18 protein-coding genes, 2 tRNA genes and 3 rRNA genes are annotated in these 26,513 nt (G+C 57.3%); 22 read left to right on the plus strand and 1 reads right to left on the minus strand.

Annotated elements, in window-relative coordinates; all coding sequences use genetic code 11:
* Positions 1-97 precede the first annotated feature (97 nt).
* The 17 genes from mrcB to CX511_RS04475 all read left to right on the plus strand — a co-directional run bounded on the left by mrcB (position 98) and on the right by CX511_RS04475 (position 19,419).
* Positions 98-2,419: a penicillin-binding protein 1B gene (mrcB, locus tag CX511_RS04395; protein ID WP_101292246.1), complete on the plus strand. Its 2,322-nt coding sequence runs from the start codon at positions 98-100 to the stop codon at positions 2,417-2,419.
* Between the two features lie 23 nt (positions 2,420-2,442).
* A complete protein-coding gene (locus CX511_RS04400; protein WP_101292245.1) occupies positions 2,443-3,198 on the plus strand; it encodes a tetratricopeptide repeat protein in 756 nt (251 codons plus the stop codon).
* A complete protein-coding gene (locus tag CX511_RS04405) occupies positions 3,198-3,527 on the plus strand; it encodes a YqcC family protein (RefSeq protein WP_101292244.1) in 330 nt (109 codons plus the stop codon). Before CX511_RS04400 ends, CX511_RS04405 begins: the two co-directional genes overlap by 1 nt.
* Positions 3,528-3,949: 422 nt before the next feature.
* On the plus strand, positions 3,950-5,674 hold the full coding sequence (locus tag CX511_RS04410) for an acetolactate synthase 3 large subunit (RefSeq protein WP_101292259.1): 1,725 nt from the start codon (positions 3,950-3,952) through the stop codon (positions 5,672-5,674).
* 2 nt (positions 5,675-5,676) lie between these two features.
* On the plus strand, positions 5,677-6,168 hold the full coding sequence (gene ilvN, locus CX511_RS04415) for an acetolactate synthase small subunit (protein WP_010223016.1): 492 nt from the start codon (positions 5,677-5,679) through the stop codon (positions 6,166-6,168).
* A 51-nt stretch (positions 6,169-6,219) separates the two neighbouring features.
* Positions 6,220-7,236 (plus strand): ketol-acid reductoisomerase, encoded by a 1,017-nt coding sequence (gene ilvC, locus CX511_RS04420; RefSeq protein ID WP_045182838.1) that lies wholly within the window; start codon positions 6,220-6,222, stop codon positions 7,234-7,236.
* Between the two features lie 146 nt (positions 7,237-7,382).
* The gene (gene pssA / locus CX511_RS04425; protein WP_010223018.1) at positions 7,383-8,240 is read left to right on the plus strand and encodes a CDP-diacylglycerol--serine O-phosphatidyltransferase; all 858 of its coding nucleotides are present in this window, start codon (positions 7,383-7,385) and stop codon (positions 8,238-8,240) included.
* Between the two features lie 63 nt (positions 8,241-8,303).
* Positions 8,304-9,317 carry a protein-methionine-sulfoxide reductase catalytic subunit MsrP gene (gene msrP / locus CX511_RS04430; RefSeq protein ID WP_045182840.1) on the plus strand — a complete coding sequence of 338 codons (1,014 nt, stop codon included), beginning with the start codon at positions 8,304-8,306 and terminating at the stop codon, positions 9,315-9,317.
* Position 9,318: 1 nt separating this feature from the next.
* Positions 9,319-9,939 (plus strand): protein-methionine-sulfoxide reductase heme-binding subunit MsrQ, encoded by a 621-nt coding sequence (gene msrQ, locus CX511_RS04435; RefSeq protein WP_045182842.1) that lies wholly within the window; start codon positions 9,319-9,321, stop codon positions 9,937-9,939.
* 495 nt (positions 9,940-10,434) lie between these two features.
* A 16S ribosomal RNA gene (locus tag CX511_RS04440) occupies positions 10,435-11,971 on the plus strand.
* An 84-nt stretch (positions 11,972-12,055) separates the two neighbouring features.
* Positions 12,056-12,132: transfer RNA gene (locus CX511_RS04445), tRNA-Ile, on the plus strand.
* 10 nt (positions 12,133-12,142) lie between these two features.
* Positions 12,143-12,218, plus strand: a tRNA-Ala gene (locus CX511_RS04450).
* 223 nt (positions 12,219-12,441) lie between these two features.
* A 23S ribosomal RNA gene (locus CX511_RS04455) occupies positions 12,442-15,332 on the plus strand.
* A 131-nt stretch (positions 15,333-15,463) separates the two neighbouring features.
* Positions 15,464-15,579: ribosomal RNA gene (gene rrf, locus CX511_RS04460) — 5S ribosomal RNA — on the plus strand.
* The 16S, 23S and 5S rRNA genes sit together here with 2 tRNA genes alongside, the layout of an rRNA operon.
* Before the next feature lie 277 nt (positions 15,580-15,856).
* Positions 15,857-16,516, plus strand: coding sequence for a paraquat-inducible protein A (locus CX511_RS04465; protein WP_045190355.1), 660 nt, complete (start codon positions 15,857-15,859; stop codon positions 16,514-16,516).
* Positions 16,503-17,126 carry a paraquat-inducible protein A gene (locus CX511_RS04470; protein WP_045190356.1) on the plus strand — a complete coding sequence of 208 codons (624 nt, stop codon included), beginning with the start codon at positions 16,503-16,505 and terminating at the stop codon, positions 17,124-17,126. Before CX511_RS04465 ends, CX511_RS04470 begins: the two co-directional genes overlap by 14 nt.
* Positions 17,119-19,419 carry a PqiB family protein gene (locus CX511_RS04475; protein ID WP_045190358.1) on the plus strand — a complete coding sequence of 767 codons (2,301 nt, stop codon included), beginning with the start codon at positions 17,119-17,121 and terminating at the stop codon, positions 19,417-19,419. The genes CX511_RS04470 and CX511_RS04475 overlap by 8 nt, the downstream gene beginning before the upstream one ends.
* A 196-nt stretch (positions 19,420-19,615) precedes the next feature.
* Here the strand turns inward: CX511_RS04475 and rpsT are convergent, their stop codons facing one another.
* Positions 19,616-19,888 (minus strand): 30S ribosomal protein S20, encoded by a 273-nt coding sequence (gene rpsT / locus CX511_RS04480; RefSeq protein ID WP_045190361.1) that lies wholly within the window; start codon positions 19,886-19,888, stop codon positions 19,616-19,618.
* A gap of 251 nt (positions 19,889-20,139) precedes the next feature.
* Here rpsT and murJ point away from each other — a divergent pair, with 251 nt between their 5' ends.
* The 5 genes from murJ (at position 20,140) to fkpB (ending at position 26,513) form a co-directional block, all read left to right on the plus strand.
* The gene (murJ, locus tag CX511_RS04485) at positions 20,140-21,678 is read left to right on the plus strand and encodes a murein biosynthesis integral membrane protein MurJ (protein ID WP_045190363.1); all 1,539 of its coding nucleotides are present in this window, start codon (positions 20,140-20,142) and stop codon (positions 21,676-21,678) included.
* Between the two features lie 118 nt (positions 21,679-21,796).
* A complete protein-coding gene (ribF, locus tag CX511_RS04490; protein WP_045190364.1) occupies positions 21,797-22,747 on the plus strand; it encodes a bifunctional riboflavin kinase/FAD synthetase in 951 nt (316 codons plus the stop codon).
* Positions 22,744-25,575, plus strand: coding sequence for an isoleucine--tRNA ligase (ileS, locus tag CX511_RS04495; RefSeq protein WP_045190365.1), 2,832 nt, complete (start codon positions 22,744-22,746; stop codon positions 25,573-25,575). The genes ribF and ileS overlap by 4 nt, the downstream gene beginning before the upstream one ends.
* Entirely contained in the window at positions 25,568-26,083 is a 516-nt protein-coding gene (gene lspA, locus CX511_RS04500; RefSeq protein WP_045190368.1) for a signal peptidase II, read from the plus strand. The genes ileS and lspA overlap by 8 nt, the downstream gene beginning before the upstream one ends.
* Positions 26,076-26,513, plus strand: coding sequence for an FKBP-type peptidyl-prolyl cis-trans isomerase (gene fkpB / locus CX511_RS04505; RefSeq protein WP_045190370.1), 438 nt, complete (start codon positions 26,076-26,078; stop codon positions 26,511-26,513). Before lspA ends, fkpB begins: the two co-directional genes overlap by 8 nt.

The raw sequence follows: 26,513 nt of genomic DNA on the forward strand, positions 1-26,513 counted from the left end.
GGAGATTCGAATCGACCATTATGGCGCCAAGCGAGGCTGGTGCAAACCGCCGGAGGGCGCCTGTCGACGATCAATAAAGTGCGTATAATCCGCCGCCATGACTCGTACCCGATCCCCCCGTACCCCGAAAAAACGCCCGTCTGGCTCCTCGCGCGCCTGGCTCGGCTGGGCCATCAAGCTCAGTCTGGTCGGCCTTGTGGTGCTGGCCGGCTTTGCCATCTACCTCGACGCAGTGGTCCAGGAGAAATTCTCCGGCAAGCGCTGGACTATCCCGGCCAAGGTCTATGCCCGGCCGCTGGAGCTGTTTGTCGGACAAAAGCTGAGCAAGAGCGATTTCCTCATCGAGCTCGATGCGCTGGGCTATCGCCGTGAAAGCGTCGCCAACGGCCCGGGCGCTGCCGCGGTCAATGGCAATACCGTCGAACTCAATACCCGTGGTTTCCAGTTCTATGAAGGGATGGAACAGGCGCAAGCGGTGCGGGTGCGCTTTTCTGGTGACTATGTTGCCGGGCTTAGCGGTGTCAATGGTTCCAAGCTCGACGTGGTACGTCTGGAGCCGCTGCTGATCGGCGGCCTGTACCCGAAGAACCTCGAAGACCGGATTCTGATCAAGCTTGACCAGGTGCCGCCGTACCTGCTCGAAACCCTTGTTGCTGTGGAAGACCGTGACTTCTACAGCCACTTTGGCGTGTCGCCGAAATCGATTGCCCGTGCCGTCTGGGTCAACACCTCCTCCGGTGCCATGCGCCAGGGCGGTAGTACCTTGACCCAGCAATTGGTCAAGAACTTCTACCTGACCAATGAGCGCAGCCTGAGTCGTAAGCTGACCGAGGCCATGATGGCCTTGCTGCTGGAACTGCACTATGACAAGCGCGAGATCCTTGAGGCCTACCTCAACGAAGTGTTCGTTGGCCAGGACGGTCAGCGTGCGGTACATGGCTTTGGCTTGGCCAGTCAGTTCTTCTTCAGTCAGCCGCTTTCGGAGCTGAAGCTGCATCAGGTGGCCTTGCTGGTGGGCATGGTCAAAGGACCGTCCTACTACAACCCGCGCCGCCACCCGGATCGCGCCATCGTCCGCCGTAACCTGGTACTTGACCTGTTGGCCGAGCAGGGCGTGGCCACCCCGGAGGCCGTTGCTGCAGCGAAGAAAATGCCTCTGGGCGTGACCAAGCGAGGCAGCCTGGCCGACAGTTCGTACCCCGGTTTTCTTGACCTGGTCAAACGCCAACTGCGTCAGGACTACCGCGACGAAGACTTGACCGAAGAAGGCCTGCGTATTTTCACCAGTTTCGACCCGATCCTGCAGATGAAGTCGGAATCGGCCATGTCCGAGACCTTCAAGCGCCTGGCGGGACGCAAAGGTGCCGATGAGGTCGAGGCGGCGATGGTGGTGACCAACCCTGAAACCGGTGAGGTGCAAGCCTTGATCGGTAGTCGTCAGGCAGGCTTTGCCGGGTTCAACCGGGCCATTGATGCGGTGCGCCCGATCGGCTCGCTGGTCAAGCCGGCGGTGTACCTGACCGCCCTGGAAAAACCAAGCAAGTACACCCTGACCAGTTGGGTGCAGGATGAGCCGTTCTCGGTCAAGGGCGGCGATGGTCAGGTCTGGCGGCCGCAGAACTATGATCGCCGTTCCCACGGCACCATCTATCTGTACCAGGGGCTGGCTAACTCCTACAACCTGGCGACGGCCAAGCTTGGCCTGGAACTGGGTGTACCCAATGTGCTCAAAACTATTGGGCGTCTGGGGGTAAATGTCGATTGGCCGGCATTCCCGTCGATGCTGTTGGGCGCCGGTGGCATGTCGCCGATGCAGGTCGCGACCATGTACCAGACCCTGGCCAACGGTGGTTTCAACACGCCGATGCGCGGCATTCGCAGCGTGCTGACGGCCGAGGGCGAGCCGCTCAAGCGTTATCCGTTCCAGATCCAGCAGTCCTTCGATCCGGGGGCAATCTATCTGGTACAGAACGCTATGCAGCGGGTGATGCGCGAAGGTACCGGCCGCTCGGTCTACAGTGTGCTGCCAAGCTCGTTGAACCTGGCGGGCAAGACAGGCACCAGTAACGACTCGCGTGACAGTTGGTTTGCAGGTTTCAGCCAGGATCTGCTGGCCGTGGTCTGGCTCGGTCGTGACGATAACGGCAAGACGCCGTTTACTGGTGCCACCGGTGCCCTGCAGGTATGGACCAGTTTCATGCGCAAGGCGGACCCGCTGCCGTTGGATATGCCGCTGCCTGATAACGTGGTTCAGGCCTGGATTGATCCACACTCCGGTCAGGGCTCTGACAGCAGTTGCCCAGGCGCGGTACAGATGCCGTATATTCGCGGCAGTGAGCCGCCTGCCGGCGCCGCCTGTGGCGGCACGCAGGATCCCGCCGAGTCCGTTATGGACTGGGTCAAAGGCTGGATGAATTAAGCACTAGGCAAAGAGGGTGTGAAGTGAACAAGTGGTGGTTTCCTGCCTTGACGGCACTGGCTTTGCTCAATGGTTGCGCCAGCGTTCAGCGTGGCTCAATTCCCGTGGTCGACTCGAGCACCCGTGTGTCCAACAGCGAGCGGGTCACGGCCAATCGTGGTGCCCAGGCCAATGCCGGCACCCGTCAGGCCCAGGCTGTGCCGCAGGACTCAGGTGTGACCGTAATGGTTCCACAGGGTGCTGGTGCAGCACCGATCCAGACATTCCCGGCATCGACCGCGTCAGCGCCGATCAGCACCGGCCCGATCACGCCGGGGCCAACCAGCGCTGCGCCGTTTGACAGCGCTTCGATGAATACTGGCAGCTACACCGCCCCCAGCACCGCACCGAGTGCGCCAAGCGGCATTCCACGCAGCGGTGCTGTCAGTGGTGGCGGCCTGTCGGCCGACGAACAGCTCGACGGTCCAGTGCTGGCGCTACTGACCACTGCCCAGCAGCAGCAAAGCAGCGGTGACTACAACGGCGCTTCGTCTAGCCTGGAGCGCGCCCAGCGTATCGCCCCACGCGAGCCGCAGGTGCTTTACCGTCTGGCCCAGGTGCGCCTGGCCCAGGGCGATGCGGCGCAGTCGGAACAGCTGGCCCGTCGTGCCCTGACTTATGCCAACGGCCGCCCGGACCTGCAGGCCGGTCTCTGGGGCATCATCGCCCAGGCACGTGAGAAGCAAGGCGACTCAGCTGGCGCGGCGCTTGCGCGGCAGAAAGCCCAGGTCAACCTGTAATGGACCCGCGCATTCTGGATATCGCCGATCACCTGTTGCTGATTGAACACGAACTTCACGCTCAAGGGTGGTGGAGTGAGATTTCGCCCAGTGCTCAGGCACTGGCAAGCACGGTGCCTTTTGCCGTCGACAGCATGAGTTTCGATCAGTGGCTGCAGTGGATCTTTCTGCCGAAAATGAAAGAGATTCTGGAAAAAGGCCTGCCATTGCCCAACGCCTCCGGCATCCTGGTCATGGCTGAAACGGTTTATGTTGATCGCCCGGAAGAAAGTCGCGAGCTACGCCGCTTGCTAGCAGAGTTTGATCAATTGATCAGTCCATCTGCCTGAATTTCCCTCTTTTCCCTCTTGGAGCCACAGATTGTGGCTCTTTTTGTTTGTATTCTTGGTTTTTCTGCTGCTGTCGTTGGTAATCGTGGTGCTGATAGATCGTCCTTGCGTGAAATTGGCAATAATTTTTCTTGACTTGCGCACGCCGAAAAATAAGAATCCAGATTCCGCTGTAGAGGGACTGCCAGAAGCAGACCCGCTAAGCAGATCATGAGGCGCACACCCGCGCCGACCTGTTACACCCCGCAACGCGTTACCTCGCGCTGGGTGGGAAACCCCCGCAACACTTTGGGGCGCTCCCAATACTTGCTCAGTCAGTGCTGACGTAGTCGGCGATTCCGTCGCTCATGCTCTGCTTGGCAGTAAACCTATTAAGACCCGTCCACCGTGGACGGTATTCTGGCGTTTTAGAGGTGAACAACGTGGAGCTTTTATCTGGCGCTGAGATGGTCGTCCGCTTTTTGCGTGACGAAGGCGTTAAGCACATCTACGGGTACCCTGGTGGTGCTCTCCTTCATGTTTACGATGCCCTGTTCAAAGAACCGGAAGTGCACCACATTCTGGTTCGTCACGAGCAGGCTGCTACCCATATGGCGGACGGCTATGCCCGTGCCACCGGCAAGGCCGGTGTGGTACTGGTAACTTCCGGCCCGGGCGCAACCAATGCCATTACTGGTATTGCCACTGCGTACATGGATTCCATTCCAATGGTCATTCTTTCCGGTCAGGTGCCTAGCACCATGGTCGGTACCGATGCCTTCCAGGAAACCGACATGATCGGTATTTCCCGGCCGATCGTGAAGCACAGCTTCATGATCAAACATGCTTCGGAAATCCCGGAAGTCCTGAAAAAAGCTTTCTATCTGGCGCAGTCTGGTCGTCCAGGCCCGGTTGTGGTCGATATCCCGAAAGATATGACCAACCCAGCGGAAAAGTTCGAATACGTTTACCCGAAAAAGGTCAAGCTGCGCTCTTACAGCCCGGCCGTTCGCGGTCACTCGGGGCAAATCCGCAAGGCAGCCGAAATGCTCTTGGCGGCCAAGCGTCCAGTGGTCTACGCCGGTGGTGGCGTGATCCTCGGGGATGGCTCTGCCGCCCTGACCGAAATCGCCCAAATGCTCAATCTGCCGGTCACCAATACCTTGATGGGCTTGGGTGGCTATCCAGGCACCGATCGCCAGTTCCTCGGTATGCTCGGTATGCACGGCAGCTACACCGCCAACCTGGCCATGCACCATGCCGACGTGATCTTCGCGGTCGGTGCGCGCTTTGACGATCGCGTGGTTAACGGCCCGGCCAAGTTCTGCCCGAACGCCAAGGTTATCCACATCGATATTGACCCGGCGTCGATCTCCAAGACCATCAAGGCCGACGTGCCGATTGTTGGTCCGGTCGATAGCGTGCTGAACGAAATGGTTGCGACCCTGCGTGAAATCGGCGAGCAGCCAGAAAAAGCCGCGATGGACGCCTGGTGGAAACAGATCGAAGAGTGGCGTGGCGATCGCGACATGTTCCCTTACGACAAGGGCGACGGTAGCGTCATCAAGCCACAGACGGTGATCGAAACCCTCTGCGAAGTGACCAAGGGCGATGCCTTCGTGACTTCCGATGTTGGTCAGCACCAGATGTTCGCGGCACAGTACTACCGCTTCAACAAACCCAACCGCTGGATCAACTCCGGTGGCCTGGGCACCATGGGCTTCGGTTTCCCGGCGGCCATGGGCGTCAAGCTGAACTTCCCGGACCAGGACGTTGCCTGCGTAACCGGTGAGGGCAGTATCCAGATGAACATTCAGGAGCTGTCGACCTGCCTGCAGTACGACCTGCCGGTGAAAATCGTCAACCTGAACAACGGTGTATTGGGTATGGTCCGCCAGTGGCAGGACATGGCCTATAACAGCCGTCACTCGCACTCCTATATGGAATCGCTGCCTGACTTCGTCAAGCTGGCTGAAGCCTATGGTCACGTGGGCATTCGCATCACCAGCCTGAAGGACCTCAAGCCCAAGCTCGAAGAAGCGTTCGCTATGAAAGACCGCCTGGTGTTCATTGACATTCAGGTCGACAACAGCGAACACGTCTACCCGATGCAGATCAAAGACGGCTCTATGCGCGACATGTGGCTGAGCAAGACGGAGCGTACCTAATCATGCGGCACATTATTTCCCTGCTGTTGGAAAACGAACCCGGTGCCTTGTCTCGCGTGGTGGGTCTGTTCTCGCAGCGTAACTACAACATCGAAAGCCTGACCGTAGCGCCTACGGAAGACCCGACCCTGTCGCGTCTGACGTTGACCACGGTCGGTCATGATGAGGTGATCGAGCAGATCACCAAAAACCTGAACAAGCTGGTTGAAGTCGTCAAGCTGGTCGACCTCTCGGAAAGCGCGCACATCGAACGTGAACTGATGCTGGTCAAGATCAAGGCCACGGGCGCACAGCGTGCCGAGATCAAGCGCACCACCGATATTTATCGTGGGCAGATCGTCGATGTCAGCAGCAGCGTCTACACCGTGCAGCTGACTGGCGCCAGCGACAAGCTTGACAGCTTCATTCAGGCCATCGGTACCGCGTCCATTCTCGAAACAGTGCGCAGTGGCGTCACCGGCATTGCCCGTGGCGACAAAGTGCTCAGCATCTAACTCAAAAAATTAGCGATGGCCCTATCGGGCCGAGATAACAGGGGTATGTTCATGAAAGTTTTCTACGACAAAGACTGCGACCTTTCGATCATCCAGGGCAAGAAAGTTGCCATCATCGGTTACGGCTCCCAGGGCCACGCGCAAGCGTGCAACCTGAAAGACTCCGGTGTGGATGTCACTGTCGGTCTGCGTAAAGGTTCGGCTACCGTTGCCAAGGCCGAAGCCCACGGCCTGAAAGTTGCCGATGTGGCGACTGCTGTTGCCGGTGCCGACCTGGTCATGATCCTGACCCCGGACGAGTTCCAATCTCAGCTGTACAAGAATGAGATCGAGCCGAACATCAAGAAGGGCGCCACCCTGGCCTTCTCCCACGGTTTCGCCATTCACTACAACCAGGTTGTGCCACGCGCTGACCTGGACGTGATCATGATCGCGCCAAAAGCGCCAGGTCACACCGTGCGTTCCGAGTTCGTCAAAGGCGGCGGTATTCCTGATCTGATCGCTATCTACCAGGACGCTTCGGGCAACGCCAAGAACGTCGCCCTGTCCTACGCTGCAGGCGTTGGTGGTGGCCGTACCGGCATCATCGAAACAACTTTCAAGGACGAGACCGAAACCGACCTGTTCGGCGAGCAAGCCGTTCTGTGCGGTGGTACCGTCGAACTGGTCAAAGCCGGTTTCGAAACCCTGGTTGAAGCAGGCTACGCGCCAGAAATGGCCTACTTCGAGTGCTTGCACGAACTGAAGCTGATCGTTGACCTCATGTACGAAGGCGGTATCGCCAACATGAACTACTCGATCTCCAACAACGCCGAATACGGCGAGTACGTGACCGGCCCAGAAGTCATCAACGCCGAATCCCGTCAGGCTATGCGCAACGCTCTGAAGCGTATTCAGGACGGCGAATACGCCAAGATGTTCATTAGCGAAGGTGCTACCGGCTACCCATCGATGACTGCCAAGCGTCGTAACAACGCCGCGCACGGCATTGAAGTCATCGGCGAGCAGCTGCGCTCGATGATGCCGTGGATCGGTGCCAACAAAATCGTCGACAAGAGCAAGAACTGATCTTGTTCTGATGCGATGAAAACGCGGCTTCGGCCGCGTTTTTTCGTTTAGGCGGTCAGCTTCTGGTATAAAGCTTCATCGTCTGTCGTCGAACCCTCGGCGCAGACCTCTGTCGAAACTTTCCACACCGTTGCAAGGTAATGTCCATGAGCGAACGTCCCGAAGAGCCGAACAAGGCCTCTGACGCCGAAAGCCTGCTACCGATCGATGAGCATGTTGAAGAAGGGCATGACGCCGAAGGACGCAAGGTTCGGCATCGCGGCATCTATCTGCTGCCCAACCTGTTCACCACCGCGAACCTGTTCGCCGGTTTCTATTCCATCATCAACTCCATGAGTGCCCAGGCTGCCCTGAGTGCGGGTGATCCGCGCGAAGCGAGCAAGTATTTTGCGTTTGCCGCCATTGCCATTTTTGTCGCGATGGTCCTCGACGGCCTCGATGGCCGTGTGGCCCGCATGACCAATACCCAAAGCGCCTTTGGTGCCGAGTACGACTCCCTGTCGGACATGGTCGCCTTCGGTGTTGCCCCGGCGTTGCTGGCCTTCGGTTGGGCTCTGGGCGACATGGGTAAGGTCGGCTGGATGGTTGCCTTCATCTATGTCGCGGGTGCTGCCCTGCGCCTGGCGCGCTTCAACACCCAGGTCGGCAAGGCCGACAAGCGCTACTTCATCGGCCTGGCCAGTCCGGCTGCGGCGGGCGTGGTAGCGGGTACCGTATGGGCCTTCAGTGATTACGGTATTCAGGGTTCGAAGCTTTCGTTCCTGGTTGCCCTGCTGGTGGCGGCCGCGGGTATGCTGATGGTCAGCAATATCAAGTACAACAGCTTCAAGGAGCTGGACCTCAAAGGTCGCGTACCATTCGTAGCAATCCTCGCGGTGGTGCTGGTGTTCGCAGTAGTCTTCAGTGATCCACCCCGTATTTTGCTGTTGGTGTTCCTTGGCTATGCGGCTTCCGGGCCGGTGCAGTACTTGCTGCGCATGCGTCGCCGGAAAAACATCGAGTGATGTAATTTCACTCGGGCTCCGTAGTCTACTGGTGCATCAGCCCTCCAGTTCTACGGAGCCCTCATGCTTATCAAGCTGTCCAAAGCCTCCGATTGTCACGAATCGGACATAACCCCTGAATCCTTGTATGTCTCGCGTCGGGCGTTGCTAGGCGGTACTGCGGCTGCGCTTGCGGTTTCAGCGTTGCCACGCTGGGCCAATGCCGCCGAGATGTCACGTTACGCAGACGTCGAGGCGGGCGCTGCCCCCGCCTGGTTCAACGACAAGCTTGCCGCTACCCAGTGGCAGGCGGTAACGGCGCCAGGGGAGGCCATCACACCCTATAAAGACGCTACCCATTACAACAACTTCTATGAGTTCGGTGCCGACAAGGGCGATCCGGCGGCCAACGCCGGCAGCCTCAAGACTGAGCCCTGGACAGTGGTGGTGGACGGGGAGGTGGGTAAGCCGGGGCGCTATGCCTTGGAAGACTTCATCAAGCCTTACCAGCTTGAGGAGCGTATCTATCGCCTGCGCTGTGTCGAGGCCTGGTCAATGGTCATCCCCTGGCTTGGGTTTCCCTTGTCGGCGCTGCTCAAGCAGGTGGAGCCAACCTCGAAGGCGCGCTTCATTCGTTTCGAGACCCTCCAGGACCCCAAGAGCATGCCGGGGCAGCGTTCCAGTTTCGCCCTGATCAACTGGCCTTATATAGAAGGCTTGCGTCTGGATGAGGCAATGAACCCCTTGGCGATTCTGGCGGTGGGCATGTACGGGCGTGAGTTGCCCAACCAGAACGGCGCGCCGTTACGTTTGGTGGTGCCGTGGAAGTACGGCTTCAAGAGTATCAAGTCGATTGTACGCATCACTCTCGTGACCGAGCAGCCGCATACTACCTGGCAGGCCATTGCCCCTGAAGAGTATGGCTTCTATGCCAACGTCAATCCTGAGGTCGATCACCCGCGTTGGACCCAGGCGCGGGAGCGGCGCCTGCCTAGCGGTCTGTTCAGTCCGAATGTGCGACCCACTCAGATGTTCAATGGTTACGCTGAGGAAGTGGCGGGGCTCTATAGCGGGCTCGATCTGCGGAAGAACTATTGATATGCGCTATCCACTGTTTCGACTTGGCATTTTCATCCTGGCCAGTGTCTGGCCGCTGTGGTGGCTGTATGAAGCGGCCATGAATGCGCTGGGTCCGGATCCGGGCAAGATCCTGGTCGATCGACTTGGGCTGGGCGCACTGATCTTTCTACTGATTACCCTGAGCATGACGCCGCTGCAGCGTGTGACCGGTTGGGCGGGGTGGATTGTCTCGCGCCGCCAGCTTGGCTTGTGGTGCTTTGCTTATATAGTGCTGCACATGACGTCATATATGGTTTTTGTCCTGGGGTTGGACTGGGGGCAGTTGGGCGTGGAATTGAGTAAGCGGCCCTACATTATTGTGGGGGCTTTGGGTTTTGTCGGTTTACTGGCCTTGGCGGTGACTTCCAATCGCTACAGTCAGCGGCGGTTGGGCGCGCGCTGGAAAAAGTTGCATAAGTTGGTCTATGTCATTCTGGCCTTGGGTTTGCTGCACTTTCTCTGGGTGGTGCGGGCGGATCTCAAGGAGTGGGCTATCTATGCAGGTATTGGCGTGTTTCTTCTGGCGCTGCGTATTCCGCTGTTTGCCCGGCGTATTCCGCGTTTAGTGAGGCAAAAAGCAACTTCTGCAACAAAAGCCTGAATTAGTCCTTGACGCCCCTGTAGATCTCTCTATAATTCGCCCCACTTCCGGCGTAGTCGGAACGGAAAACTCCTTGAAATTCAACGAGTTAGATGTTCCAGGTAGTACCGGAGGGGCTTCGATCGAAAGATCGGCAGCGGTGAAAAAGGTGGTTGACAGCGGATTGAAACGCTGTAGAATTCGCCTCCCGCTGACGAGAGATCGCAGCGAGTTAAGCGGTTGAAGTTGAAAGAGAAATTCTGAAAAACTTCAAAATAAACGCTTGACAGACTCTGAGGAAAGCGTAGAATGCGCGCCTCGGTTGAAGCGAAAGACTTCAGCCACCGCTCTTTAACAATCGAATCAAGCAATTCGTGTGGGTGCTTGTGACTCAGACTGATAGTCAGAAAGATTATCAGCATCACAAGTGACTGCACGAGAAGTCGAAAGACTTCGAATTAGTCATTTGAGATTGCTGAGCCAAGTTTAGGGTTTTCTCAAAACCCAAGCAGTATTGAACTGAAGAGTTTGATCATGGCTCAGATTGAACGCTGGCGGCAGGCCTAACACATGCAAGTCGAGCGGATGACGGGAGCTTGCTCCTTGATTCAGCGGCGGACGGGTGAGTAATACCTAGGAATCTGCCTGGTAGTGGGGGACAACGTTTCGAAAGGAACGCTAATACCGCATACGTCCTACGGGAGAAAGCAGGGGACCTTCGGGCCTTGCGCTATCAGATGAGCCTAGGTCGGATTAGCTAGTTGGTGAGGTAATGGCTCACCAAGGCTACGATCCGTAACTGGTCTGAGAGGATGATCAGTCACACTGGAACTGAGACACGGTCCAGACTCCTACGGGAGGCAGCAGTGGGGAATATTGGACAATGGGCGAAAGCCTGATCCAGCCATGCCGCGTGTGTGAAGAAGGTCTTCGGATTGTAAAGCACTTTAAGTTGGGAGGAAGGGCATTAACCTAATACGTTAGTGTTTTGACGTTACCGACAGAATAAGCACCGGCTAACTCTGTGCCAGCAGCCGCGGTAATACAGAGGGTGCAAGCGTTAATCGGAATTACTGGGCGTAAAGCGCGCGTAGGTGGTTCGTTAAGTTGGATGTGAAATCCCCGGGCTCAACCTGGGAACTGCATCCAAAACTGGCGAGCTAGAGTAGGGCAGAGGGTGGTGGAATTTCCTGTGTAGCGGTGAAATGCGTAGATATAGGAAGGAACACCAGTGGCGAAGGCGACCACCTGGGCTCATACTGACACTGAGGTGCGAAAGCGTGGGGAGCAAACAGGATTAGATACCCTGGTAGTCCACGCCGTAAACGATGTCAACTAGCCGTTGGAATCCTTGAGATTTTAGTGGCGCAGCTAACGCATTAAGTTGACCGCCTGGGGAGTACGGCCGCAAGGTTAAAACTCAAATGAATTGACGGGGGCCCGCACAAGCGGTGGAGCATGTGGTTTAATTCGAAGCAACGCGAAGAACCTTACCAGGCCTTGACATCCAATGAACTTTCCAGAGATGGATTGGTGCCTTCGGGAACATTGAGACAGGTGCTGCATGGCTGTCGTCAGCTCGTGTCGTGAGATGTTGGGTTAAGTCCCGTAACGAGCGCAACCCTTGTCCTTAGTTACCAGCACGTTATGGTGGGCACTCTAAGGAGACTGCCGGTGACAAACCGGAGGAAGGTGGGGATGACGTCAAGTCATCATGGCCCTTACGGCCTGGGCTACACACGTGCTACAATGGTCGGTACAGAGGGTTGCCAAGCCGCGAGGTGGAGCTAATCTCACAAAACCGATCGTAGTCCGGATCGCAGTCTGCAACTCGACTGCGTGAAGTCGGAATCGCTAGTAATCGCGAATCAGAATGTCGCGGTGAATACGTTCCCGGGCCTTGTACACACCGCCCGTCACACCATGGGAGTGGGTTGCACCAGAAGTAGCTAGTCTAACCTTCGGGAGGACGGTTACCACGGTGTGATTCATGACTGGGGTGAAGTCGTAACAAGGTAGCCGTAGGGGAACCTGCGGCTGGATCACCTCCTTAATCGACGACATCAGCTGTTTCATAAGCTCCCACACGAATTGCTTGATTCATTGAAGAAGACGATATCGGTAACAGCTCTTAACTGGGTCTGTAGCTCAGTTGGTTAGAGCGCACCCCTGATAAGGGTGAGGTCGGCAGTTCGAATCTGCCCAGACCCACCAGTTTCTTGTTGGGGCCATAGCTCAGCTGGGAGAGCGCCTGCCTTGCACGCAGGAGGTCAGCGGTTCGATCCCGCTTGGCTCCACCACCCCCTTGTTACCATGTCAAAGCTTAGAAATGAATATTCGCATCGAATATTGATTTCTGAACTTTTTCAGAATCGTTCTTTAAAAATTTGGGTATGTGATAGAAAGATAGACTGGACAGCACTTTCACTGGTGTTTGTTCAGGCTAAGGTAAAATTTGTGAGTTTTCATGAATTTTCGGCGAATGTCGTCTTCACAGTATAACCAGATTGCTTGGGGTTATATGGTCAAGTGAAGAAGCGCATACGGTGGATGCCTTGGCAGTCAGAGGCGATGAAAGACGTGGTAGCCTGCGATAAGCTTCGGGGAGTCGGCAAACAGACTTTGATCCGGAGATCTCTGAATGGGGGAACCCACTCAGCATAAGCTGAGTATCTTGTACTGAATACATAGGTGCAAGAGGCGAACCAGGGGAACTGAAACATCTAAGTACCCTGAGGAAAAGAAATCAACCGAGATTCCCTTAGTAGTGGCGAGCGAACGGGGACTAGCCCTTAAGTGGCTTTGAGATTAGCGGAACGCTCTGGAAAGTGCGGCCATAGTGGGTGATAGCCCTGTACGCGAAAATCTCTTAGTCATGAAATCGAGTAGGACGGAGCACGAGAAACTTTGTCTGAATATGGGGGGACCATCCTCCAAGGCTAAATACTACTGACTGACCGATAGTGAACCAGTACCGTGAGGGAAAGGCGAAAAGAACCCCGGAGAGGGGAGTGAAATAGATCCTGAAACCGTATGCGTACAAGCAGTGGGAGCCTACTTTGTTAGGTGACTGCGTACCTTTTGTATAATGGGTCAGCGACTTATATTCAGTGGCGAGCTTAACCGAATAGGGGAGGCGTAGCGAAAGCGAGTCTTAATAGGGCGTTTAGTCGCTGGGTATAGACCCGAAACCGGGCGATCTATCCATGGGCAGGTTGAAGGTTAGGTAACACTGACTGGAGGACCGAACCGACTACCGTTGAAAAGTTAGCGGATGACCTGTGGATCGGAGTGAAAGGCTAATCAAGCTCGGAGATAGCTGGTTCTCCTCGAAAGCTATTTAGGTAGCGCCTCATGTATCACTGTAGGGGGTAGAGCACTGTTTCGGCTAGGGGGTCATCCCGACTTACCAAACCGATGCAAACTCCGAATACCTACAAGTGCCGAGCATGGGAGACACACGGCGGGTGCTAACGTCCGTCGTGAAAAGGGAAACAACCCAGACCGTCAGCTAAGGTCCCAAAGTCATGGTTAAGTGGGAAACGATGTGGGAAGGCTTAGACAGCTAGGAGGTTGGCTTAGAAGCAGCCACCCTTTAAAGAAAGCGTAATAGCTCACTAGTCGAGTCGGCCTGCGCGGAAGATGTAACGGGGCTCAAACCATGCACCGAAGCTACGGGTATCACTTAGGTGATGCGGTAGAGGAGCGTTCTGTAAGCCTGTGAAGGTGAGTTGAGAAGCTTGCTGGAGGTATCAGAAGTGCGAATGCTGACATGAGTAACGACAATGGGAGTGAAAAACTCCCACGCCGAAAGACCAAGGTTTCCTGCGCAACGTTAATCGACGCAGGGTTAGTCGGTCCCTAAGGCGAGGCTGAAAAGCGTAGTCGATGGAAAACAGGTTAATATTCCTGTACTTCTAGTTATTGCGATGGAGGGACGGAGAAGGCTAGGCCAGCTTGGCGTTGGTTGTCCAAGTTTAAGGTGGTAGGCTGAGATCTTAGGTAAATCCGGGATCTTAAGGCCGAGAGCTGATGACGAGTTGCCTTTAGGCGACGAAGTGGTTGATGCCATGCTTCCAAGAAAAGCTTCTAAGCTTCAGATAACTAGGAACCGTACCCCAAACCGACACAGGTGGTTGGGTAGAGAATACCAAGGCGCTTGAGAGAACTCGGGTGAAGGAACTAGGCAAAATGGCACCGTAACTTCGGGAGAAGGTGCGCCGGTGAGGGTGAAGGACTTGCTCCGTAAGCTCATGCCGGTCGAAGATACCAGGCCGCTGCGACTGTTTATTAAAAACACAGCACTCTGCAAACACGAAAGTGGACGTATAGGGTGTGACGCCTGCCCGGTGCCGGAAGGTTAATTGATGGGGTTAGCTAACGCGAAGCTCTTGATCGAAGCCCCGGTAAACGGCGGCCGTAACTATAACGGTCCTAAGGTAGCGAAATTCCTTGTCGGGTAAGTTCCGACCTGCACGAATGGCGTAACGATGGCGGCGCTGTCTCCACCCGAGACTCAGTGAAATTGAAATCGCTGTGAAGATGCAGTGTATCCGCGGCTAGACGGAAAGACCCCGTGAACCTTTACTATAGCTTTGCACTGGACTTTGAATTTGCTTGTGTAGGATAGGTGGGAGGCTTTGAAGCGTGGACGCCAGTTCGCGTGGAGCCATCCTTGAAATACCACCCTGGCAACTTTGAGGTTCTAACTCAGGTCCGTTATCCGGATCGAGGACAGTGTATGGTGGGTAGTTTGACTGGGGCGGTCTCCTCCTAAAGAGTAACGGAGGAGTACGAAGGTGCGCTCAGACCGGTCGGAAATCGGTCGTAGAGTATAAAGGCAAAAGCGCGCTTGACTGCGAGACAGACACGTCGAGCAGGTACGAAAGTAGGTCTTAGTGATCCGGTGGTTCTGTATGGAAGGGCCATCGCTCAACGGATAAAAGGTACTCCGGGGATAACAGGCTGATACCGCCCAAGAGTTCATATCGACGGCGGTGTTTGGCACCTCGATGTCGGCTCATCACATCCTGGGGCTGAAGCCGGTCCCAAGGGTATGGCTGTTCGCCATTTAAAGTGGTACGCGAGCTGGGTTTAGAACGTCGTGAGACAGTTCGGTCCCTATCTGCCGTGGACGTTTGAGATTTGAGAGGGGCTGCTCCTAGTACGAGAGGACCGGAGTGGACGAACCTCTGGTGTTCCGGTTGTCACGCCAGTGGCATTGCCGGGTAGCTATGTTCGGAAGAGATAACCGCTGAAAGCATCTAAGCGGGAAACTTGCCTCAAGATGAGATCTCACTGGAGCCTTGAGCTCCCTGAAGGGCCGTCGAAGACTACGACGTTGATAGGTTGGGTGTGTAAGCGCTGTGAGGCGTTGAGCTAACCAATACTAATTGCCCGTGAGGCTTGACCATATAACACCCAAGCAATCTGCAACGCAGATTGTGGTGGTGAAGACGAAATGAACCGAAAGTTCGTAAAACCACAAACTGTCACATACCCAATTCGCTGGAGTGTCTAACAAGACCTTCTGGCAACAGAATTTCTTGACGACCATAGAGCATTGGAACCACCTGATCCCATCCCGAACTCAGCAGTGAAACGATGCATCGCCGATGGTAGTGTGGGGTTTCCCCATGTGAGAGTAGGTCATCGTCAAGATTAAATTCCGAAACCCCTATCTGCGTATGCAGGTAGGGGTTTTGTCTTTTCCGGCCCTGGCCCTGGCCGTTGCCTGGGAGGTGCCCTTGGGGGAGCCGGCCTTACCGGCGATACCGCCACTGCGCAATCGCTGACACCCCAGCGGTATCCTCGTCGTCAAAGCCCACTCCCACAGCCCGTTCTCAGATCAACGCTTTGTGGTGTCGGGCTTGACCCGCGATCCAGAGCGCCGCGTATCGGTTAGAATACCGCCCTCGTGTTGACTTAGAAGTTCACTATGTCCGACCCTGTCGAATCCCATCAGCTAGCCGACCTACCTCTGGATCAACTGGTGGCGTGTCACGAATGTGACCTGCTGATGCGTAAGCCTGTGCTCAAACTGGATGAAAAAGCGCATTGCCCACGTTGCGGCTACGAGCTGTATGCCCATCGCCACAATGTCGTTCAGCGCAGTCTGGCGTTGGTATTGGCGGCTTTGTTGCTCTACATACCGGCCAACTTCTTGCCCATCATGCAACTCCACCTCTTGGGGCAGAGCACCAAGGATACGGTCTGGAGCGGTGTCGTTGGGCTGTTCAATACCGGGATGCCTGAAGTCGCCGTGGTCGTGTTCCTCTGCAGTATGGCTATCCCTTTACTCAAGTTGTTATGTCAGCTGTTTGTACTACTGAGCATTCGCTTTAATGTCGCCCGTAGTTACGGGCTGTTGATTTACCGCATTTATCACCATCTGCGCGAATGGGGCATGCTTGAGGTTTATTTCATGGGCGTGCTGGTCGCGATGGTCAAGTTGGTCGACCTTGCAGACATCAGTCTTGGCCTGGGTCTGGCCTGTTTTATCAGTTTGTTATTGGTGCAGGTGTGGCTGGAGGTGGTGATGTCACCCCACCAGATCTGGAGTGCTTTATCGGGGGAAGACCTGCATGCGTGCGATTGATGCTGGCATTCTGATTTGTGGCGAATGCCACGAACTGAATCGTCAGGAGCCTGAAAGTACCTCACAAACGTGCAGTCGTTGCGGCGCGGTCGTACATGCGCGGCGGCCAAACAGCCTGGTACGAACCTGGGCGTTGCTGCTGACTTCGGCGATTCTTTATATCCCCGCAAATGTGCTGCCAATCATGACAGTCAATACGCTGGGCCAGGGAGAGCCGGACACTATTATGTCCGGCGTCATTGCCCTGATTAAGTTCGGCATGCTGCCGATTGCCGCCGTCGTTTTCATTGCCAGTATTTTGGTGCCTACCTTCAAGTTGGTGGGTATTGGTCTGTTGCTCTATTCGGTGCAGCGTCACCAACCCCTTTCCGCGCGACAGCGGATCTTGATGTACCGCTTCATTGAATTTATCGGACGCTGGTCGATGCTGGACATCTTCGTGATCGCCATTTTGGTGGCGGTGGTGAATTTCGGCAGGATCGCCAGCATCGAAGCCAATCTGGGCGCCGTCGCCTTCGCCAGTGTGGTGATTCTGACGATGCTCGCAGCAGTAACCTTCGATCCCCGACTGATTTGGGATAACACGGAGTCGGATGACGACCATGAGTGATTTACCTACGGCTAGAACCCGCCCAGCTTCGAACTGGTCGGCTATATGGATATTGCCACTGATCGCTCTGGTCATTGGCGGCTGGCTTGGCTGGCAGGCGTACCGCGACGCTGGCGTGAACATCGAGGTTCGCTTTGAAAGCGGTGAAGGCATTGTTGCCAACAAAACCGAAGTGGTCTTCAAGGGCATGTCGGTGGGTAAGGTGAAAGACTTGGTACTGGATGCCAAGGGCAGCAATACGGGTGTAATCGCCACCATCGAGATGAACAAGGAGGCAGAGCCGCAGCTGAACAGCGGAACCCGCTTCTGGCTGGTCAAGCCAAGTGTCAGTCTGGCAGGGATCACCGGCCTGGAGACCCTGGTATCAGGCAACTACATTGCTATCAGTCCGGGGGAGGGGGAGCCAAAAAAGCGTTTCAAGGCGCTGGATGAGGCTCCGCCACTGTCTGACAGTGAGCCTGGATTGCACCTGACTCTCAAGGCCGATCGACTGGGCTCGTTGAACCGTGACAGCCCGGTGTTCTACAAGCAGATTCAGGTCGGTAAGGTGAAAAGCTATCGCCTCGCTGAGGACCAGGGCACTGTGGAGATCAAAGTCTTCATCGAGCCGGCCTATACCAGCCTGGTGCGTAAGCACACGCGTTTCTGGAACGCCAGTGGCATCAGTATTGATGCCAACCTGTCCGGGGTAAAAGTGCGCAGTGAGTCGCTGGCCAGCATCGTTGCTGGCGGTATTGCCTTTGCTACCCCAGAGCACCGCAAAGATAGCCCACCAACCGATCCGAACCTGCCGTTCCGCCTGTACGAAGATTTTGATGATGCTCAGGCCGGGATACGCGTCAAAGTCAAATTGGGCGACTTTGAAGGCCTGCAGGCCGGACGTACGCCAGTGATGTACAAAGGCATCCAGGTGGGTTCGCTGAAAACCCTGAAAGTCGACGCTGATCTCACCAGTGCCATGGCCGAGCTGACCTTGGATCCGCTGGCTGAAGATTACCTGGTTGATGGCACCCAGTTCTGGGTGGTCAAACCGTCGATCTCGCTGGCCGGGATCACCGGCCTGGAGGCGTTGGTCAAGGGTAACTATATTGCCATCCGCCCTGGTGAGAAGGGCGCCTCTCCACAGCGCGAATTCGAAGCGCGGGCCAAGGCGCCGCCCCTGGATCTGAAAGCACCGGGTTTGCACCTGGTACTGTTCAGTGACAACCTCGGTTCGCTGGAGGTGGGTAGCCCGGTGCTTTACCGTCAGGTCAAGGTCGGCTCTGTGCAGAGCTATCAGTTCTCGAAAAAGAGCAAGCGCCTGCTGATCGGTGTGCACATCGAGAAGGAATACGCCGGCCTGGTCAACGGCTCGACGCGCTTCTGGAATGCCAGCGGCATCACCCTCACGGGAGGCTTGTCGGGTGTGCAGATCAAGAGCGAATCACTGCAGAGCCTGATGGCGGGGGGGATCTCCTTCGATACGCCGACCCCTAATGTGCCGCTCAAACGTCGTATTCCGACGTTCCGCTTGCACCCGGATCAGGAGGCGGCCAATCAATCGGGCACCACCGTGACCATTCGTGTTGAGCGAGCGGACGGCCTGAAAGTCGGCACGCCGATTCGTTTCAAGGGCCTGGATGTAGGCAAGGTCGAACAAGTTGACCTGACCGATGATCTACAGGCAGTACTACTCAAGGCGCGTATCACTGAAGTGCCTGAGCGTATTGCTCGTGTTGGTACGCAGTTCTGGGTGGTTAAGCCAGCACTGGGCATCGTCAAAACGGCGAACCTGGAAACCTTGGTAACCGGGCAGTACCTGGAAGTGCAGCCAGCCTCGAAGAACCAGGGGCCTCAGCGTACGTTCAATGCACTGCCACAAGCGCCGGATTTCTCCGAGCGTGAAGCGGGCCTTGCGCTGGTGCTCAGTGCGCCGCGGCGCGGCTCGATCAAGCCAGGGGTACCGGTAACCTATCGCGAAATTCCGGTCGGGAAGGTGACAGGGTTCGAGCTGGGCCAAACGGCCGACCGTGTATTGATCCATATCCTCATCGAACCGCGTTATGCAACGCTGGTGCGTGGTGGTAGCCGGTTCTGGAACAGCAGTGGCTTCGGCGTCGATATCGGCTTGTTCAAGGGCGCTACGGTGCGGACTGAGTCGCTGGAAACCCTGATCCAGGGCGGCATTGCCTTTGCCACTCCGGATGGCGAGAAGATGGGCAACCCGGCCAGGCCGCAGCAGACTTTCGCGCTGTTCGACGATGCTGAGGATGAATGGCTGCAGTGGGCGCCGAAGATTCAGATCGGTAAGTGACAGATAGCCAAGGGTCGCTCTGCGGCCCTTTTGTAGGCGCAGGCTTTGCCAGCGATGCAGACGTCGGGTAACCGCTGATACCGTGTCGATATCATCGCCAGCAAGGCTGGCTCCCACAGGACAACTATCAAGGTCTGCACAAATCGCAGGCAATAAAAAACCGACCCTAGGGTCGGTTTTTTAATCAGCGTGTCGCTTAGGCAGCTTGTTTCAGCGCCTTGATGTGGCCATTCAGACGGCCTTTATGGCGAGCAGCCTTGTTCTTGTGGATGATGCCTTTATCGGCCATACGGTCGATAACTGGCACAGCCAGGATGTAAGCAGCTTGCGCTTTTTCGGCGTCTTTTGCGTCGATGGCTTTAACCACATTCTTGATGTAGGTACGAACCATGGAACGCAGGCTGGCGTTGTGGCTGCGACGCTTCTCAGCCTGTTTTGCACGTTTTTTGGCGGAAGGTGAGTTGGCCACCGTCGAGCTCCTCGAAAGACTTGGTAAATAGCAAACAAAATAGGCCGCGAATCATGCCGATGAGTTCATCGGTTGTCAAGGGCACTTGCATGGATCCGCTGAGTGGTCGTTCCTTACAAGGGAGAGATTCCCTTCTGCGGTACGACCTGTAAACTCGGGAGCTTTTGCTCTGCTTGCGTTGCGGCGCGGAGTATCGCACAACTGGGCGCGTTCCGGCACAGCCCTTTATCTTTAGGCGTGAAAAACTTTCAATGAATCTTCTCAAATCCCTGGCCGCCGTCAGCTCCATCACCATGATTTCCCGGGTTTTGGGCTTTGTCCGCGACACCATCCTGGCGCGTGTGTTCGGTGCCGGGGTGGCGACCGACGCCTTCTTCATTGCCTTCAAATTACCCAATCTGCTGCGACGGATATTTGCCGAGGGCGCGTTTTCCCAGGCGTTCGTGCCGATCCTGGCCGAGTACAAGACCCAGCAGGGCGAGGAAGCGACGCGCACCTTCATTGCCTACGTCAGCGGCTTGTTGACGCTGGTACTGGCCCTGGTTACCGCGTTAGGTATCCTGGCGGCACCCTGGGTGGTGTGGGTCACGGCGCCGGGTTTTGTCGCCGACGGCGAACGGTTTGAGCTGACCACAGATCTGTTGCGGGTGACGTTCCCTTATATACTGCTGATCTCCCTCTCTTCGCTGGCCGGGGCCATTCTCAATACCTGGAACCGCTTTTCGGTGCCGGCCTTCGTGCCGACCCTGCTGAATGTGGCGATGATCGGCTTTACCCTGTTTCTGACCCCGTACTTTGATCCGCCCATCATGGCGCTAGCCTGGGGTGTCCTGGCCGGTGGCCTGGCGCAACTACTGTATCAACTGCCACACCTGAAAAAGATCGGCATGCTCGTGCTGCCACGCCTGAACCTGCGGGATAGTGGAGTCTGGCGGGTGCTCAAACAGATGTTGCCGGCGATCCTCGGGGTGTCGGTCAGCCAGATCTCGCTGATCATCAACACCATCTTCGCCTCCTTCCTGGTGGCGGGTTCAGTGTCATGGATGTACTACGCCGACCGCCTGATGGAATTGCCCTCCGGCGTTCTGGGCGTGGCGTTGGGGACGATCCTGCTGCCAACCCTGGCCAAGACCTACGCCAATCGTGACCGCCATGAGTACTCGCGGATCCTCGACTGGGGCCTGCGCCTGTGCTTTCTGCTGGTGCTGCCGTGCACCCTGGCCATGGCGATCCTGGCTGAGCCGTTGACGGTGGCGCTGTTCCAGTACGGCAAGTTCACCGCATTCGATGCGGCGATGACCCAGCGCGCGCTGATCGCCTATTCCGTCGGGCTGCTGGCAATCATTCTGGTCAAGGTCCTGGCCCCCGGGTTCTATGCCCAGCAGAACATCCGTACACCGGTTAAGATCGCCATATTCACCTTGGTTTGCACTCAGCTGTTCAACTTGATGTTCATCAGCCACCTGCAACACGCCGGCCTGGCCCTGGCCATCAGCCTCGGCGCCTGCCTGAACGCCGGTTTGCTGTTCTGGAAACTGCGCCAACAACAGTTGTTCGAGCCGCAACCGGGGTGGGCCAAGTTTCTTGCCAAACTGGTGCTGGCCGTGGTGTTGATGTCGGCCGTGCTGCTGGTGGGGATGCATTACATGCCAGCGTGGGAACAAGGGCAGATGCTCGAACGTTTCCTGCGTCTGGGTGTGCTGATCCTGGCGGGTGTAGTGACTTATTTCGGCAGTCTGTTTGTGTTCGGTTTCCGCCCGCGTGACTTTGCACGCAAGGTGCTGCATTGAGCCGCGAACACGGCCAGACGTCGGTTTTATCTTTTCCACACCTCGGGGTGACGCTGCTGCCTGTCGTCAGCGCCCGGGTGTGGTTATAATCGACCACTTTATGAGCAAGAAGCGCGTTATGCAGCTGGTTCGAGGCCTTCAAAACCTACGCCCCCTGCACCGGGGCTGTGTCGCCACTATTGGCAACTTCGACGGTGTTCACCGTGGCCACCAGGCAATCCTGGCGCGCCTGCGTGAGCGTGCGGTGGCGCTGGGAGTACCCAGCTGCGTGGTGATTTTCGAGCCACAGCCGCGTGAATACTTTGCTCCGGACTCTGCGCCGGCCCGTTTGGCACGTCTGCGTGACAAGGTCGCGCTGCTGGCCGCTGAAGGGGTAGACCGGGTGTTGTGCCTGGCGTTCAACCAGCGCCTGAGCAAACTCAGCGCCGCTGAGTTCGTCGACACCATCCTGGTTGATGGCCTGGGTGTTAAGCACCTGGAGGTCGGCGATGATTTCCGCTTTGGGTGTGATCGCGTCGGCGACTTCGAGTTTCTTCAGCAGGCTGGCCTGAGCCAGGGTTTCACTGTTGAAGCCGCGCAGACCGTCGAGCAGGAAGGCCTGCGGGTCAGCAGTACGCAAGTGCGCAGCGCGTTGGCCAAGGCCGACTTCGCCCTCGCCGAGCGCCTGCTGGGGCGCCCTTACCGGATCAGCGGCCGTGTACTGCATGGGCAGAAGCTGGCGCGCCAGTTGGGTACGCCGACTGCCAACATACAACTCAAGCGTCATCGCGTACCGCTCACTGGGGTCTACCTGGTCAGCGTCGAGCTCGATGGCAAGGCTTGGCCAGGCGTCGCCAACATCGGCGTGCGGCCAACCGTTTCAGGTGATGGCCGTGCCCACCTGGAAGTGCATCTCCTGGATTATGCCGGCGATCTCTATGGCCGGCGCCTGACGGTGGAATTCCACCACAAGCTGCGCGACGAGCAGCGTTTCGCCTCCCTGGAGGCGCTGAAGTCGGCGATCGATGCGGATATCGCCGCCGCACGTGCCCATTGGCACGCTCAACCGCTAACGAAGAGCCTGAAATGACCGACTATAAAGCCACGCTAAACCTTCCGGACACCGCCTTCCCGATGAAGGCCGGCCTGCCACAGCGCGAACCGCAGATTTTGCAGCGCTGGGACAGCATTGGCCTGTACCAGAAGCTGCGCGAAATTGGCAAGGATCGTCCGAAGTTCGTATTGCACGACGGCCCGCCCTACGCCAACGGCAAGATTCACATCGGTCATGCGCTGAACAAGATTCTCAAGGACATGATTGTCCGTTCCAAGACCCTGTCCGGTTTCGATGCCCCGTACGTACCGGGCTGGGACTGCCACGGTCTGCCGATCGAGCACAAGGTTGAAGTGACTCACGGCAAGCACCTGAGCGCCGATCAGACCCGCGAGCTGTGCCGCGCCTATGCCGCCGAGCAGATCGAAGGTCAGAAGACCGAGTTCATCCGCCTGGGTGTGCTGGGTGACTGGGACAATCCTTACAAGACTATGAACTTTGCCAACGAGGCCGGTGAAATCCGTGCCCTGGCCGAGATGGTCAAGCACGGCTTCGTGTTCAAGGGCCTAAAACCTGTGAACTGGTGCTTCGATTGCGGTTCGGCCCTGGCCGAAGCCGAAGTCGAGTACGCCGACAAGAAATCGCAAACCATCGACGTCGCCTTCCCGGTGGCCGATGAAGCCAAGCTGGCGGCTGCTTTCGGCCTGGCATCGCTGGCCAAGCCCGCATCGATCGTGATCTGGACCACCACACCGTGGACCATTCCGGCCAACCAGGCGCTGAACGTCCACCCGGAGTTCACCTACGCCCTGGTCGATGTCGGCGACAAACTGCTGGTACTGGCGCAAGAGCTGGTTGAGTCGTGCCTGAAGCGTTATGCGCTGGAAGGCTCGGTCATTGCCACCGCGCCAGGTTCGGCACTGGAGCTGGTCAACTTCCGTCACCCGTTCTACGAGCGCCTGTCGCCCGTCTACCTGGCTGACTACGTTGAGTTGGGCGCCGGTACCGGCGTGGTTCACTCCGCGCCAGCCTACGGTGAAGACGACTTTGTGACCTGCAAGCGTTATGGCATGGTCAACGACGACATCCTCACCCCTGTGCAAAGCAATGGCGTGTACGTGCCATCGCTGGCGTTCTTCGGCGGCCAGTTCATCTGGAAAGCCAACCCCGCGATCGTCGACAAGCTCTCGGAAGTCGGTGCGCTGATGCACACCGAAACCATCAGCCACAGCTACATGCACTGCTGGCGCCACAAGACCCCGCTGATCTACCGCGCTACCGCGCAGTGGTTCGTCGGCATGGACAAGCAGCCTGACAACGGCGATACCCTGCGCAAGCGTGCGGTCAAAGCCATCGAAGAAACCAAGTTCGTCCCGGCCTGGGGCCAGGCGCGCCTGCATTCGATGATCGCCAACCGTCCGGACTGGTGCATCTCGCGTCAGCGTAACTGGGGCGTGCCGATTCCGTTCTTCCTCAACAAGCAAACCGGTGAGCTGCACCCGCGTACCGTCGAGCTGATGGAAGAAGTGGCCAAGCGCGTCGAGAAAGAAGGCATCGAAGCCTGGTTCAAGATGGACGCCGCTGAACTGCTCGGCGACGAGGCCGGCCAGTACGACAAGATCGCTGACACCCTCGACGTCTGGTTCGACTCCGGCACCACCCACTGGCACGTACTACGTGGCTCGCATAGCATCGGCCACGAGACCGGTCCGCGTGCCGACCTGTACCTGGAAGGTTCCGACCAGCACCGCGGCTGGTTCCATTCCTCGCTGCTGACTGGCTGCGCCATCGACAACCACGCGCCGTACCGCGAGCTGCTCACCCACGGTTTCACCGTCGACGAGAACGGCCGCAAGATGTCCAAGTCGCTGGGTAACACCATCGAGCCGCAGAAGGTCAACGACACCCTGGGTGCCGACATTCTGCGCCTGTGGGTTTCGGCCACTGATTACTCCGGTGAAATGGCGGTTTCCGAGCAGATCCTGCAGCGCAGCGCCGACGCCTACCGTCGTATCCGTAACACCGCGCGCTTCCTGCTCTCCAACCTGTCTGGCTTCGACCCGGCCCGTGACCTGCTGCCGGCCGAAGACATGCTGGCGCTGGACCGCTGGGCTGTTGACCGTACCCTGCTGCTGCAGCGTGAGCTGGAAGAGCATTACGGCGAATACCGCTTCTGGAACGTCTACTCGAAGATCCACAACTTCTGCGTGCAGGAGCTGGGTGGCTTCTACCTGGACATCATCAAGGACCGTCAGTACACCACTGGCGCCAACAGTGTTGCCCGTCGTTCCTGCCAGACTGCGCTGTACCACATCAGCGAAGCGCTGGTGCGCTGGATCGCGCCGATCCTGGCTTTCACCGCCGATGAGCTGTGGCAGTACCTGCCAGGCGAGCGCAACGAGTCGGTAATGCTCAACACCTGGTACCAGGGTCTGACCGAGCTGCCGGAAGGCTTCGAGCTGGGTCGCGCCTACTGGGATCGCGTGATGGCTGCCAAGACTGCGGTCAACAAGGAGCTGGAAAACCAGCGTTCGGCCAAGGCCATCGGTGGCAACCTGCAAGCTGAAGTCACCTTGTTCGCTGACGACGCCCTGAGCGCCGACCTGAACAAGCTGGGTGACGAGCTGCGTTTCGTGCTGATCACCTCGGCCGCCAGCGTTGCTCCGTTCGTCCAGGCACCTGCCGATGCGGTCGAGACCGAAGTGCCAGGCCTGAAGCTGAAAGTGGTCAAGTCCGGTCACGCCAAGTGCGGCCGTTGCTGGCACTTCCGCGCCGACGTTGGTGCGAATCCGGAGCATCCGGAGATTTGCGCCCGTTGTGCCGACAACATCAGCGGCAAAGGCGAGGTGCGCCACTATGCCTAACCCTGCTGCAGGGCGCTTCGGGCGCCTTGGCTGGCTCTGGCTGAGCGTGCTGGTCCTGGTCCTTGACCAGGCCAGCAAGTTCTACTTTGAGGGCACCCTGAGCCTGTACCAGCAGATCGTGGTCATTCCTGACTACTTCAGTTGGACGCTGGCGTACAACACCGGTGCCGCCTTCAGCTTCCTGGCCGATAGTTCCGGCTGGCAGCGTTGGCTGTTCGCCCTGATCGCGGTAGTGGTCAGTGCCGTATTGGTAGTCTGGCTCAAGCGCCTGGGGCGCAACGAGACCTGGCTGGCAGTAGCGTTGGCACTGGTGCTGGGCGGTGCGCTGGGCAACCTGTATGACCGTATCGTGCTTGGGCACGTGGTCGACTTTATTCTGGTGCACTGGCAGAACCGCTGGTACTTCCCGGCCTTCAACGTGGCCGACAGCGCCATCACCGTGGGTGCGGTGATGCTGGCGCTGGATATGTTCAAGAGCAAGAAGTCCGGAGAGCCCGTCCATGACTGAGACCCGAATTGGCCAGAACACCGAAGTCAAACTGCACTTCGCGCTGCACCTGGAAAACGGCGACACCGTCGACAGCACGTTCGACAAGGCGCCAGCGGTGTTCAAAGTCGGCGACGGCAACCTGCTGCCGGGCTTCGAAGCGGCGATCTTCGGTTTCAAGGCCGGTGACAAGCGCACCGTGACCGTTGAGCCGGAAAACGCCTTTGGTCAGCCCAACCCGCAGAACGTACAGATCATTCCACGGTCGCAATTCAACGACATGGAACTTTCTGAAGGCCTGTTGGTGATCTTCAATGACGCTGCCAACGCCGAGCTGCCAGGTGTGGTCAAGGCTTTCGATGACGCTCAGGTGACCATCGATTTCAACCATCCACTGGCCGGCAAAACCTTGAGCTTTGAGGTGCAAATCCTCGAAGTCACGGCGCTTTGA

The sequence above is a fragment of the Pseudomonas sp. S06B 330 genome (assembly GCF_002845275.2).
GTDB lineage: Bacteria > Pseudomonadota > Gammaproteobacteria > Pseudomonadales > Pseudomonadaceae > Aquipseudomonas.

What these genes read in the sequence shown, in the direction of transcription:
- msrP (WP_045182840.1), top strand. Translation starts at nt 8,304, where the DNA reads ATGCTTATCAAGCTGTCCAAAGCCTCCGATTGTCACGAATCGGACATA.
- ileS (WP_045190365.1), top strand. Translation starts at nt 22,744, where the DNA reads ATGACCGACTATAAAGCCACGCTAAACCTTCCGGACACCGCCTTCCCG.
- ilvN (WP_010223016.1), top strand. Translation starts at nt 5,677, where the DNA reads ATGCGGCACATTATTTCCCTGCTGTTGGAAAACGAACCCGGTGCCTTG.
- mrcB (WP_101292246.1), top strand. Translation starts at nt 98, where the DNA reads ATGACTCGTACCCGATCCCCCCGTACCCCGAAAAAACGCCCGTCTGGC.
- ilvC (WP_045182838.1), top strand. Translation starts at nt 6,220, where the DNA reads ATGAAAGTTTTCTACGACAAAGACTGCGACCTTTCGATCATCCAGGGC.
- CX511_RS04475 (WP_045190358.1), top strand. Translation starts at nt 17,119, where the DNA reads ATGAGTGATTTACCTACGGCTAGAACCCGCCCAGCTTCGAACTGGTCG.
- ribF (WP_045190364.1), top strand. Translation starts at nt 21,797, where the DNA reads ATGCAGCTGGTTCGAGGCCTTCAAAACCTACGCCCCCTGCACCGGGGC.
- CX511_RS04470 (WP_045190356.1), top strand. Translation starts at nt 16,503, where the DNA reads ATGCGTGCGATTGATGCTGGCATTCTGATTTGTGGCGAATGCCACGAA.
- pssA (WP_010223018.1), top strand. Translation starts at nt 7,383, where the DNA reads ATGAGCGAACGTCCCGAAGAGCCGAACAAGGCCTCTGACGCCGAAAGC.
- murJ (WP_045190363.1), top strand. Translation starts at nt 20,140, where the DNA reads ATGAATCTTCTCAAATCCCTGGCCGCCGTCAGCTCCATCACCATGATT.
- fkpB (WP_045190370.1), top strand. Translation starts at nt 26,076, where the DNA reads ATGACTGAGACCCGAATTGGCCAGAACACCGAAGTCAAACTGCACTTC.
- CX511_RS04465 (WP_045190355.1), top strand. Translation starts at nt 15,857, where the DNA reads ATGTCCGACCCTGTCGAATCCCATCAGCTAGCCGACCTACCTCTGGAT.
- lspA (WP_045190368.1), top strand. Translation starts at nt 25,568, where the DNA reads ATGCCTAACCCTGCTGCAGGGCGCTTCGGGCGCCTTGGCTGGCTCTGG.
- msrQ (WP_045182842.1), top strand. Translation starts at nt 9,319, where the DNA reads ATGCGCTATCCACTGTTTCGACTTGGCATTTTCATCCTGGCCAGTGTC.
- CX511_RS04405 (WP_101292244.1), top strand. Translation starts at nt 3,198, where the DNA reads ATGGACCCGCGCATTCTGGATATCGCCGATCACCTGTTGCTGATTGAA.